The organism is Luteimonas sp. A277 (assembly GCF_054052045.1).
Window position 1 is genome coordinate 453014 of record NZ_JBSVRG010000001.1, and the last position, 11327, is coordinate 464340.

An 11327-nucleotide genomic window follows, 5' to 3' on the forward strand; every position below is an offset into this window, starting at 1 on the left:
ACCGCTGCACATCGTTCCCGGGATTCGTTGGACTCACTCTCACTTGCCAGCGTTCGGATGTCGGTAGAAACGCCGGTACAAACGTCGGTTGAAGCGCGCGTGTGCGTCACAGGTAGGCTGGTGGCTTGTCGTCAATATTTAGACTATCGTTGACGTCAAGTGGGGTTGTTGGTTATCTGTTGTGCACAAATCGGGTTGTTCATTGCAAAGTGCGTTGCCGTTAACGACAACATAGATTGTCGGTAACGGGTGATGAGCAAGCTCTTTTGCGATCAAAATTTCCTTTTTCGTTAACAACAATTGCCGTGACCATGATCGACACTAGTCAAGCCGTCTCCTATCACTCCGGGCAGTTTCCGCCGGGCGCGCTGGACTACGGGCGCCTGATGCCGGGCCTGCTGGGGGCCACGGCGGCGTTGGCGCGCTATGACCAGATGCTGCGTGGCATGCACAACAGTGAGCTGTTCCTGGCGCCCTTGCGAGGCCAGGAAGCGGTGGTGTCCTCGCGGATGGAGGGCACCATCAGCACGCTCGACGAGATCCTCCAGCTCGAGGTCGAGTTCGAGGAGGACGATGAGCGTGCCGCGCAGGAGTTCCGATCCGATGCCATCGAGACGGCGCTGTATCGGCGTGCGCTCAATACCGCCCAGTTGCGGATGGAGCAGGGACAGCCGCTGTCGGAGTCACTGGTGAAAAGCATCCACCGCCAGTTGCTGTCCTTCGGCCGTGGGGCCACCAAATCGCCCGGTGTCTACAAGCACGAGCAGAACTACATCGGCGAGCGCGGCAGCCGCAGGGTGAGCTTCGTGCCGATCGCGCCGGAGCACCTGCCCGGTGGCATGGAGGCGTTGTTCCGGTTGGTCAACGATGAAGCGGTGCCGGTGTTGCTGCGCACTGCGCTGGTCCATGCCGAGTTCGAGGCGTTGCACCCGTTCGAGGACGGCAATGGCCGCGTCGGACGCATGCTGATCACGCTGATGCTGTGGCAGGGCGGGGTGATCGGCGCGCCGCATTTCTACATCAGCCGCTATTTCGAGGATCACAAGGACGAGTACCTGGGCCGTTTGCGTGCGGTGTCGTCAGATCACGACTGGGAGGGCTGGTGCGCATTCTTCCTGGCGGCGGTCGAGCAGCAGGCCATCGCCAATCTGGAGGCGGCGCAGGCCATTGGCCAGTTGTACGAGGAAATGAAGCCCCGCTTTGCCGAGTTGCTGGCATCCAAGTACGCGGTGGCGGCACTGGACTACCTGTTCACCCACCCGGTGTTCAGCAACAGCCGTTTCACGCGCAGCGCCGGCATTCCGTCGCAAACCGCCGCCCGCTTCAGCCGTGTGCTGTTGCAGGAGGGACTGCTGCAGGTGGTCCGCCAGCCGGCCGGACGACGCTCGGCCATGTACCGATTTGAGCCGTTGATGGAGCTCGTCCGTGTGTGACGCGCCCCGCCGGCTCTTTATAAGTCGGGGTATGGTCGGAGCTGCCGGGGGATCGCAATGAGCAACTTCGAGTTTCTGCGGGCCGAGTTCAAGCCGCTGTACGAGCCGGCCAGGGGCGCGGAGCAGCTGGTTCGTTCCGATCCGCGCGCCTGCGGCATGCGCACCCGCCATGCGTTGGAACAGGCGGTGCACTGGCTGTACGAGAACGACCGCGACCTGCGGATGCCGTACGACCGCAGCCTCAACGTGCTGCTGACGCAGCCGGAGTTCGAGCAGCTGCTGCCGCCGCACATTCACCAGAAGGCGCGGCTGATCCAGAAGGTCGGCAACCAGGCGGTGCATGGCAACCAGCGCGTCGGCAGTGGCGACGCCCTGCGGCTGGTGCGCGAGCTGTTCCATGTGCTGTTCTGGCTGGCGCGCACCTACACCCGTGCCAGCGATCCGAAGAGCATCGTCGCCGACTGGATCGATAAGCGCGTGCCGCACCTGGTGCGTGCCGACGAGGCGGTGACCTTCACCCGCGACGAGCTGAAAAAGCAGGAAGCGCAGTTCCGGCATCAGATCGAGGCCCAGCATGCGCAGATCGAGGCGCGCTCGGCCAGCATCGCCGCAGCTGCCGCGACGCTGGCCGAGCGCGAATCCGCGCTGGCGCAGGTCAACGCTGAACTTGCCGCGCTGCGCGCCGAACTGGCCAGGGCCAAGGCTGCCAACATCGCGGTGCCGGACGACCACGACTACCACGAGGCCGACACCCGCCGCTTCCTGATCGACGTACTGCTGCGCGAGGCTGGATGGGAGCTGGGCAAGAACGCCACGGCGGAACTGCCGGTCACCGGCATGCCCAACCAGAAGGGCGATGGTTTAGTCGATTACGTGCTGTGGGGCGCGGACGGCCAGCCGCTGGCGGTAGTGGAAGCCAAGCGCAGCCTGAAGGACCCGGACGTGGGCCGGCAGCAGGCCAAGCTGTATGCAGACTGCCTGGAGCAAATGAAAGGCCAGCGGCCACTGATCTTCTACAGCAACGGACACCACACCTGGCTGTGGGACGACTGTCGGGCGGCGCCGCGCGAGGTGCAGGGTTTCTACACCAGGGAAGAACTGGAACTCGCCATCCAGCGCCGCGAGCTGGAGACCGACCCGCGCAGCCTGAAGGTTGACCCGGCCATCGCCGGACGCCCGTACCAGGTGCGCGCCATCCGCGCGATGACCGAGTCGCTGGCGCAGGGCCGGCGGGCCGGTCTGCTGACCATGGCTACCGGCACCGGCAAGACCCGCGTTTCGATCGCACTGGTTGACGTTCTGATGCGCGCCAATCGGGTCAAGCGCGTGCTGTTTCTCGCCGATCGCGTGGCGCTGGTGAGGCAGGCCACAAATGCCTTCAAGGCGCACCTGCCGGATGCCGGCCCGGTCAATCTTGTGACCGACAGGAAGGGGCAGGGCAGGGTATACGTGTGCACCTACCCGACGATGATGGGCCTGATCGAAGAGATGGAGGGCGACCGCCGCAAATACGGCGTCGGCCACTTCGACCTCATCATTATCGACGAGGCCCACCGCAGCGTTTACCAGAAGTACGGTGCCATCTTCCGCTACTTCGACAGTTACCTGGTCGGCCTGACCGCGACCCCGCGCGACGAGGTGGACCGTGACACCTACCACCTGTTTGGGCTGGAAACCGGCGTGCCCACCGATGCTTACGGCCTGGAAGAGGCGGTGGCGGATGGCTACCTGGTTCCGCCGCGTGCGCAGTCGGTGCCGGTCAGGTTCATTCGCGAGGGCATCCGCTACGACGAACTGAGCGAAGAGGAAAAGGAGCACTGGGAGGCGCTGGACTGGGACGAACACGACGAGGGCGGTGAGCCGCCCGACGAGATCCACGCGTCCGAGGTCAACAAGCGGCTGTTCAACGAGCACACCGTCGACCTGATGCTGCAGCACCTGATGGAGCATGGGCTGAAGGTGGACGGCGGCGACAAGCTGGGCAAGACCATCATCTTCGCGGTCAACCAGCAGCATGCGCAGTTCATCGCCCGGCGCTTCGATCATCACTACCCGCATTACAGGGGAACATTCGCGCGGGTCATCACCCATGCGGTGAACTACGCGCAGAGCCTGATCGACGATTTCAGCATCGCAGCCAAGCTGCCGCAGATCGCAATCTCGGTGGACATGCTGGACACCGGCATCGACGTGCCCGAAGTCGTCAACCTGGTGTTTTTCAAGGCGGTGCGATCGAAGGTGAAGTTCCTGCAGATGATTGGGCGGGGCACGCGCCTGTGCCCGGACCTGTTTGGCCCGGGCCAGGACAAGAGGGAGTTCTTCATCTTCGACTTCTGCGCCAATTTCGAGTACTTCGACGAGCATCCGGCCGGCGCTGCCGGCACTCTGAGCGAGCCCTTGCAGAAACGCTTGTTCAAGCGTCGCCTGGAGCTTCTTTCCATGCTGCCGATGGTTGCCCCTACCGGGGGCGATACGGCAGCCGCTGGCAACCTTGGTGAAGGCCAGGGCGGGTACGACGGGCTGGTGGCCCTGCGCGAGGAGGTCGCTGACGAGCTGCATGACGAAGTCGCGGCAATGAACCTCGACAATTTCATCGTCCGGCCGCAAGGAGAGCACGTCAGCCGCTTCCGCGAGCGCAAGGCATGGAACGGGATCGACGAAAGTGCGCTGGCCGACCTGCGCGAACATGTCGCGGGCCTGCCCAGCGAGCGCGATCCCGAGCACATCACCGCCAAGCTGTTCGACCTGGTCTGTCTCAACCTGCAGTTGGCGCTGATCAACAGGACACAGGATTTTATCGGCAGTCGTGACCGGATCATCGAGATCGCCATGGCGTTGGAGACCATGGATGCGATCCCGGCGGTCAAAGCGAAACTGGCGCTGATCCAGGAAGTGCAGACCGAAACCTTCTGGAAGGACATCACGCTGCCGATGATCGAATCGGTACGCCGTGGGCTGCGCGATCTGGTGAAGTTCATCGAGCGCAAGGCGGTCAAGCCGGTCTACACGGTGCTCACCGATGAGATCGGCGAGGCGAAGGAAGTCGGGCTCAAGGATTTCAGCACCGGCATCAATCTCGCCCAGTACAAGCGCAAGGTGGAGGCTTACATCCGGGCCAACGAGCACCACGTCGCCATTGCCAAGCTCAAGCACAACAGGCCGCTGACGCCGACCGACCTGTCCGAGCTGGAGCGCTTCGTCTACGAGTCCGCGGTGGTGGAAAGCCGCAAGCGCTTCGAGGAAAGCTTCGGCAGTGACAGGCCCCTGACCGCTTTCATCCGTTCACTGGTCGGTCTGGACCGCAACGCGGCCAAGGACGCCTTCGGCGAGTTCCTGGATGAGAACCGCTACACCAGTCAGCAGATCCGCTTCGTCGAGATGATCATCGACCGGCTGACGCAGGGCGGGGTGATGGAGCCGGGGCAGCTGTATGAGCCACCGTTCACTGGATTGCACTACCAGGGCTTGGATGGCGCCTTCAGTGACGCGGATGCCGACACCATCGTCGGGGTTATCGAGGAAATCAATCGCCGGGCGGCGGCATAGGCTGTCGGGTTGGACGTAGTGTCAGGAGGGGCGGTTATGCCTGATCCATCAGAAGGGTTTGCCGGTGTGCGTTTCCGTGACAGGGTCGAAGCGCCTCGGGCAGCACTCGGGTTCTGGAGCGTCGTCGGTGCAGTTCTGATCGCGCTTCTCGCGCATTCGCTGATCATCGGGCTCATCGTTGATTGGCAAGTCAAGCGGTACATTGCGGACCTGGACGCGAAGATGTCGGCGTTGGTTTCGGACTGGCCGCAATCCATCATTGCCGACGTGCCGCCGGTTGCGCAGCGTTCGGCACCTCGGGCGCAGGCTCGGTCGGCGCCAGCATTGCCCGGGACGATTGAGGCACGCAGGACGGGAGCAGATCGGGCGTGCATCAACGGCCGCATCTATCGACGGTTGCCCAACGGCTGGGACCATATTGGTGGCCGCTGTCGAGCTACCAGTCAATGAGCGGAGCTGGGTGGATGCAATGCAGATCAGTTACGGGTTAATTGCGCATAATGTATATAGCTGCGTCCGGTTCAGCTTGAGCCTTGGCAGGCCACGGCAGGGCGACTGCCAACACCAGCACGGCAGCCGCCCCTAGCTGTTTTGCAAGGGCAGTCCAGACCTGACCGGCCTTCCCCTTTTCTCTTTCTGCTTGGATGGCAACCAGCCATTGCGCAGCGCTTTCCCCAGCCATTTCCGCTAGCTCGGTGATGTGGTCCTGCGTGGGGTAGGCCTCGCCTTTCCTCCACTTCGATACGGACTGTCGGTTCAAGCCGAAATGATCGGCTACAGCCGTGTCTGAAGTGATTCCACGCTTAGCGCGGGCCTGGTCGATAAGGTCTGCAATTTTCATGTTGTCCCGCATCCGGTTGACATACGTCCCGCAATCAGGTTACATGCCTTCTGTCCCGCAAGCACGGGACACGCCCCGGACCGACGCCCTAGACGGCGAGGGGCGTTTCTAGGGCGCTAGGGCAGGGGATAGGGACATGACCGAAGAACAGAAGCAGCACCTTGTCAGCTTTGGCAGCGCGATCATTGATGCGCGTATGCGCGAGCTTGCAGCGGTCGAAGTGCGGGACTACGACACCGCCGACCTCTGGGCTTTTGCTTGTTACAGCATGGCCGATGAAGCCTTCCGGGTGGCGCAGTCATGACGCCCGAACAGACCGACGCCCTCGCCGTGGCTCTCCTCGTGGCTGTCGTGATTTTCACGGTCCCCGCATCGTTCCGACTGATGCACGCCATTGCCGATGGCCGCCCGCTGTGGGAACCGCAGTGGAAGCGCGAAGCCCGCGAATTCTCCCGCTACGTTCCGACCGCTGATGAGTGGGGCCGCTGACATGTGCGGCCTTCTTCCCTGCGACTTCTGGCGGGCCGTGATCGTCTTCCCGGGCTACGCCCTGTCGATCGCGTTCGCGGTGGGCTTCCTGCTCGGCGTGCTGACGCTCGTAGCAGTCCAGGCGGTGCGCAATGGGTAGCCGCTGGGTGATTTCTCTCGGCTATGGCCGCTGTGTCGAGGGCTACCGGCGCACGCAGGATCAGATCAAGGCCCGCCGTCGTCAGCTGATGCTGGCCGGGGTGCATCCCGATGACTGGGCCGATGACCTCGAAATGATCTGCCTGCGCGTCGATAGCGCGGCCTGGACTCGCCTGATGGCCGAGACCGCGAAGTTTGTGGAGGTCGGGCATGGCTGATCGGGCCGGGGCTGTTGGACTCCCCTCGTCTAACAGGGGAGTCAGTGAAACTGAACAGATTGGAGTGGTGCTGGACTGGCTGGCTTTTGCCTTCGACTTTCCCGCTGTTCTGGATGAAGCCGGGAAGCTGGATGACCGGCAAGCGATCTTCGATGACTTGGATAACGGTGTAGGTGCCTGCGCGTCGTCGCTGGTGCATGTGCTCGTAGAGAAGTTCTTCCCCGGCTTGTTCAAGGTTGGTGAGCAGGGCAGGGGCCGCTTCTATGCGTGGCGGTTCTCGCTGATGGATCAGTCGGACAACCACGTTGGCCTGATTGAGTTTGGCGGGGTGAACACCCTCCGCCTGGACGGCACGCGGACAGCGCGAATTGAACTGACAGGTGCAGGTTGCCGCATGTATGAATCCAGCGGCGGCAGTGACCATGCGCAGCGGTGGTCGCTGCTGGCTTCGCTGCTGGGCTGCTTCGATGCGCGTATTACGCGGATCGACATTGCGGCAGATGATTTTACCGGGCAGCACCCGGTTTCATGGGCCATCGAAAAGTACGGTGCTGGCGAGTTCGACAAGCGCGGCCAGCGGCCAAAGGCGCGGCTCATCGATGACATGGGCAACGACACCGGCAAGACCTTCTATGTCGGTAGTCGCAAGTCTGAAAACCTGTTGCGGGTCTACGAGAAGGGCAAGGAGCAGGGCGACCTGAACAGCCCTTGGGTCCGCTACGAAGCGGAACTGAAGGCCAGCAACCGGCGTGAGTTGCCGCTTGAAATGCTGGTCGATCCAGCCCCTTACCTTGTCGGCGCGTATCCGGTGCTCGATTTCGTCGGCGCGGTCGGTGAGCGTCTGCGCATCGCGGCTGAAGAAGTGCTCGCGAACTGTGTTCGGGCTGTCCGCCACTTTCGCCACCAGTACGGCCCGATGGTCAACGCGCTCCTGCATGCAGCGGGTGGCGATGAGGCGCAGCTGTCGCGCCTGTTGATCGGCACGGCCCGTTCAAAGCTGCCGGCGTGGTGCCCGCGTCCAGAAGATGCGGCGCAGCTGATTACCGCAATCCTTTTTTCCCCGACCGGGGAAGTCCAGGCCGATACCGGCCAGATCGCAGTGCCTAAGGAGGCATGACCAATGAGCAGCAACGAGTTCATCAGCATTGAAGTGAAAAACCCGGAAGTCGAGCGCAACAGCGGCACCAGCCGGCGCACCGGGAACCCGTATGACATCCGCTTCCAGTGGGCGCAGCTGGAAATGCCGAATGGCGAACTGCGCAACGTGGAGTTGCAGCACGACGACGGCGCAACGGATGCGGACGCGCTGCCGGTCGGTCGCTACAAGCCGAAGCGTTCCGCCGTCTACCTGGACGCAAAAAAGAAGCTGGCTATCTCGCTGCGGGTGCACAGCTGGGAGCCGGTGAACGGCGCGGCCAAGCCTGCGCAGGCACAGAAATAAGCCATGAGCCGCCGCGTCTATCAGTGCATCGAATGGGTGGAAGCCACGCACGAGTGCGCGGCGGCTGCATGGGTTGAACACGCATCTGTTCTGGATGCGTTACCGACGCTGGAACAGGCCAACGGCGTTGGGGGGGCAATGTTCCTTTCACTGGCCGTCATTGCAGCAATGACGCTGCTTTCACCTCCAAGGAGTTTCGACAATGAATAAGAACAAGGGTTTCCGGCAGCGTGCTGCCAACACGGCCAGCAAGGCCAAGTTCCACGCCATGACCGCTGGTGCCGCCCTGGTGCCGCTGTCCGGTTTCGCGATGGCACAGGACGGCTTCGATGAGACCGCGATCATCGCCGCCATCACCACGTACACGGCTATCGCGGTGACCGTGATCGGCGCGTACGTGCTGGGCAGCTGGTCGCTGCGTGCCATGGGCCTGCTCAAGCGTGGCTGATTGACCGGCCTTCGGGCCATTCGGGGCCGGGTTCGCTCGGCCCCTTTTCTTGATGAGGTGACGCCGTGGAAGGTCTCGTAATGCTGGTGTGGTGGACGCTCGCAAGCGCCGTGACCTGCGCGGTGATGCTGCGATGAGGTGGGGCGACTACATCAAGCGCACGGCTGTGCGGCGGGCGGTGTGGATCGTTGTTGGCGTCCTGATCTATGCGCTGCTCGGCTTGCTTGGGCAGGCGCGGGCTCAAAGCTACGCCCAGTGTTTCGCGGATGTGGACTCCGCGTGGTGCCCTAATGCGAGTGATGGCGTTGCGGCAGCGCAAGCTAGGGCAGAAGTTCAGGCCCAGCAGCTTAGGGACAACCCGTGGAATACCCGCGAAGTTGAAGTTTGTGCGCCCTCTTATTCAACGTACGGCAGCCAGTGGGGACAGGCTCAACGTGTTCAGGTGCGCATCATTCGAGTGGGCCTTTCTAGTGAGACATGCGCGAATGGTGCGACGGTGGCACAACGTGATTGGCTGGTTGCCCAAGCGTGCCCAGGCGGTGGTGAATGGCGTGAGGATATGGGCCGGTGCTTTGATCCGTCGGAATGCTTGGAGCGCAATAAGGAACCCGGCTACGGCGTCCCCACCACCAGGGGGTGGAAATCCGACTGCATCGCGGGCTGCACGCTGTCCTTCTCAGCAAGCGGGCAGGGTTACACCTGCACCACTGTAGGTGGCAGTCTTTTGTGCGCCGGAAGTCTGGAATACAGCGGCGAGCAGTGCGACGTTCCTCCCGGCACGCCTCCGACCGAGGACACGCCCCCGGCGCGCGATGACAAGGCAACTTGCACGCCCGGATCAGATGGGCAGTCCTTCTGCATCAAACCGAATGGCGAGCAGTGCTACACCACGGCCAACGGCCAGCGCCAAGTTTGTTGGACGCCTACCGAAACCGGCGAGAAGTCCGACCAGAACACGCTCCAAAAGCGCAACCCAGGCCCCACTGAAATACCGCCGTCCAACTTTAATTTGCCGACTGGCGACACGCTCGAAAAAGTCGGGCAATCCATCGTTGCGGCTATCCAGAAAGTGACCGGCAACACGACCAGCACCACGACGACGACAACGACGAATTACGAAACGCAGTTCGGCACGAATCCCGGCACCGGTGACCAGGGCGAACCTTCGGACGGCTCCGGTACTCCCGGCGGCGGCGACGGCGAGGGCGACGAGGACAAGGGCAGCATTGACGGCGGCGGCGACTGTGACGCGCCACCTGTCGGGCGTGGCGGTGATCCCCAGGTGGTCGCGATCGTCAATCAGGCATGGGCCACCCGCTGCGCCGTCGAGGCTGGCAACGCGGCCAAGGTGACTGGCGACGTAGGTGACTGTAAATCTCCGTTTACCGTCGAGGGTACCAACGCCAACGCCGAGCAGCTTCGGGCGATGCGTGTCTCGATCTGCGGCCACGAGGAACGCGCAGAAGCGGCCAAAGGTGAAAACGAGTCGATCGTTAGCGCATTGGAGGGTGATCTTTCGGCCATGGAATCCGAGTTCACCAGCATTTTTGGCGAACCGGGCGGGACCGGCAATGTTGGCATCGTGACCAGCCGCTACGGCGTCGGCGGGTCGTGTCCAATCATCAGCGTGGAGGTTCCGTGGGGCGGCACCTGGACACCGCCAGCGGTGTTCTGCGACCTGCTGGCCGCTCTGCGCCTGCTGTTTATCACCGTGGCGACCATTTGGGCGCTGCGCATCATCGGGAGTTGACGTCATGGCCTTTCCTGCGATTTTGGCCGGTGGTGCTATTGCCGGCGTGCTTATACAGGTGCTCCGCTGGTTCTTCTTCGCCTACGGTGCTGCGGTCGTCATGCGGGTTTTGGGCGTCCTGGGCCTTGCGTATTTCACCTACGAATTTGTTCTTGATCCGGCAATCCAGATGATCGATGCCAACATCAACGCATTGCCGGTTCAGCTAACCGAGTGGATGCGTGCTCTTGGCATCTTTGAAGTGTTCTCGATCATCGTCAGCGCGTACCTGCTGCTAGCCGGTAAGCGCGTATTCCTCGGGAAGCGGGCATGACCCAGCACATCGGCAGCACCGCCAGTATCACGCTCCTGACCGGCCTACCGGGCAGCGGCAAAACCTTGCGTACAGTGAAATTCTGCAAGGAAGCTGTTGACCGTGGCGAGGTCCTTTTCGTCTGCAATCTCAACGGTTTGAAGCTGCCGCACATCCCTTTCGAGGATCCGCGTAACTGGCGTGAACTCCCGGAAGGCTCGGTGCTGGTGGTGGATGAAGCGCAACAGTTCTTCCGTACCCGGCGCGGGGGTGAAGCCCCCGAATATCTCACCGCGATGGAGACCATCCGGCATATGGGCGTGCGGCTGGTGGTGATTACCCAGCAGCCCGACTACCTGGACACGCACCTTCGGGGCTTGGTCGGATTGCACGAACACCTGCTGCGGGTCAACGGCAAGGAATCGTCGAAGATTTGGCGGCATAACGAGGTCATGGACAATGTGCGCAGTGAGCGGGCTCGGGCACGGTATGACGTAGAAACGTGGGCGTTCCCGAAAGAGTTGTATGAGCAGTACGAATCCGCCCAGGTGCACACCGTCAAGCGCTCTATGTCATCGAAGATGAAACGAGGCTTGGTGATGGGCGTCGGCACGCTGCTGCTGGTGGGTGGGGCCGTTACGGGTTTCAAGACGATCAACAGCTCGGGTAGCAACGCGAGCGAGTCGGCCCCCCCTGCCCCGGCGCGGCAGCGGTGACGCGGCCGCGCCGGG

Annotated in this window: 15 protein-coding genes; 14 read left to right on the plus strand and 1 reads right to left on the minus strand. The window is 62.5% G+C overall.

The genetic code is table 11. The features are described from left to right. Positions 1 to 311: 311 nt before the first annotated feature. Genes ACW7G2_RS01970 through ACW7G2_RS01980 form a run of 3 tightly spaced genes read left to right on the plus strand, consistent with a single transcriptional unit; the run spans position 312 to position 5429 of the window. On the plus strand, positions 312 to 1433 hold the full coding sequence (locus tag ACW7G2_RS01970) for a Fic family protein (RefSeq protein WP_456972168.1): 1122 nt from the start codon (positions 312 to 314) through the stop codon (positions 1431 to 1433). 57 nt (positions 1434 to 1490) lie between these two features. After that, a complete protein-coding gene (locus ACW7G2_RS01975; RefSeq protein ID WP_456972170.1) occupies positions 1491 to 4979 on the plus strand; it encodes a DEAD/DEAH box helicase family protein in 3489 nt (1162 codons plus the stop codon). A gap of 36 nt (positions 4980 to 5015) precedes the next feature. After that, complete coding sequence (locus ACW7G2_RS01980; RefSeq protein ID WP_456972172.1) at positions 5016 to 5429, plus strand: hypothetical protein; 414 nt, start codon at positions 5016 to 5018, stop codon at positions 5427 to 5429. A 37-nt stretch (positions 5430 to 5466) separates the two neighbouring features. Here ACW7G2_RS01980 and ACW7G2_RS01985 read toward each other — a convergent pair whose 3' ends face one another. Next, the gene (locus ACW7G2_RS01985; protein WP_456972174.1) at positions 5467 to 5820 is read right to left on the minus strand and encodes a helix-turn-helix domain-containing protein; all 354 of its coding nucleotides are present in this window, start codon (positions 5818 to 5820) and stop codon (positions 5467 to 5469) included. Between the two features lie 136 nt (positions 5821 to 5956). Here ACW7G2_RS01985 and ACW7G2_RS01990 point away from each other — a divergent pair, with 136 nt between their 5' ends. The 11 genes from ACW7G2_RS01990 (at position 5957) to ACW7G2_RS02040 (ending at position 11312) form a co-directional block, all read left to right on the plus strand. Continuing rightward, positions 5957 to 6124, plus strand: a complete 168-nt coding sequence (locus ACW7G2_RS01990) for a hypothetical protein (RefSeq protein ID WP_456972176.1) — start codon at positions 5957 to 5959, stop codon at positions 6122 to 6124. Next, positions 6121 to 6309, plus strand: a complete 189-nt coding sequence (locus ACW7G2_RS01995; protein ID WP_456972178.1) for a hypothetical protein — start codon at positions 6121 to 6123, stop codon at positions 6307 to 6309. Before ACW7G2_RS01990 ends, ACW7G2_RS01995 begins: the two co-directional genes overlap by 4 nt. Before the next feature lies 1 nt (position 6310). Next, positions 6311 to 6448, plus strand: coding sequence for a hypothetical protein (locus ACW7G2_RS02000; protein ID WP_456972180.1), 138 nt, complete (start codon positions 6311 to 6313; stop codon positions 6446 to 6448). Then, positions 6441 to 6665 carry a hypothetical protein gene (locus ACW7G2_RS02005; protein WP_456972182.1) on the plus strand — a complete coding sequence of 75 codons (225 nt, stop codon included), beginning with the start codon at positions 6441 to 6443 and terminating at the stop codon, positions 6663 to 6665. The genes ACW7G2_RS02000 and ACW7G2_RS02005 overlap by 8 nt, the downstream gene beginning before the upstream one ends. A 67-nt stretch (positions 6666 to 6732) precedes the next feature. Beyond that, entirely contained in the window at positions 6733 to 7782 is a 1050-nt protein-coding gene (locus ACW7G2_RS02010; protein WP_456972184.1) for a replication initiation factor domain-containing protein, read from the plus strand. 3 nt (positions 7783 to 7785) lie between these two features. Beyond that, positions 7786 to 8106 carry a hypothetical protein gene (locus tag ACW7G2_RS02015; RefSeq protein WP_456972186.1) on the plus strand — a complete coding sequence of 107 codons (321 nt, stop codon included), beginning with the start codon at positions 7786 to 7788 and terminating at the stop codon, positions 8104 to 8106. Between the two features lie 3 nt (positions 8107 to 8109). Beyond that, a complete protein-coding gene (locus tag ACW7G2_RS02020; protein ID WP_456972188.1) occupies positions 8110 to 8316 on the plus strand; it encodes a hypothetical protein in 207 nt (68 codons plus the stop codon). Then, complete coding sequence (locus ACW7G2_RS02025) at positions 8309 to 8554, plus strand: hypothetical protein (protein ID WP_456972190.1); 246 nt, start codon at positions 8309 to 8311, stop codon at positions 8552 to 8554. Before ACW7G2_RS02020 ends, ACW7G2_RS02025 begins: the two co-directional genes overlap by 8 nt. A 91-nt stretch (positions 8555 to 8645) precedes the next feature. Continuing rightward, complete coding sequence (locus ACW7G2_RS02030; RefSeq protein WP_456972192.1) at positions 8646 to 10304, plus strand: hypothetical protein; 1659 nt, start codon at positions 8646 to 8648, stop codon at positions 10302 to 10304. Between the two features lie 4 nt (positions 10305 to 10308). Next, the gene (locus ACW7G2_RS02035; RefSeq protein WP_456972194.1) at positions 10309 to 10617 is read left to right on the plus strand and encodes a DUF2523 family protein; all 309 of its coding nucleotides are present in this window, start codon (positions 10309 to 10311) and stop codon (positions 10615 to 10617) included. Continuing rightward, entirely contained in the window at positions 10614 to 11312 is a 699-nt protein-coding gene (locus tag ACW7G2_RS02040) for a zonular occludens toxin domain-containing protein (RefSeq protein ID WP_456972196.1), read from the plus strand. Before ACW7G2_RS02035 ends, ACW7G2_RS02040 begins: the two co-directional genes overlap by 4 nt. Positions 11313 to 11327: the final 15 nt, after the last annotated feature.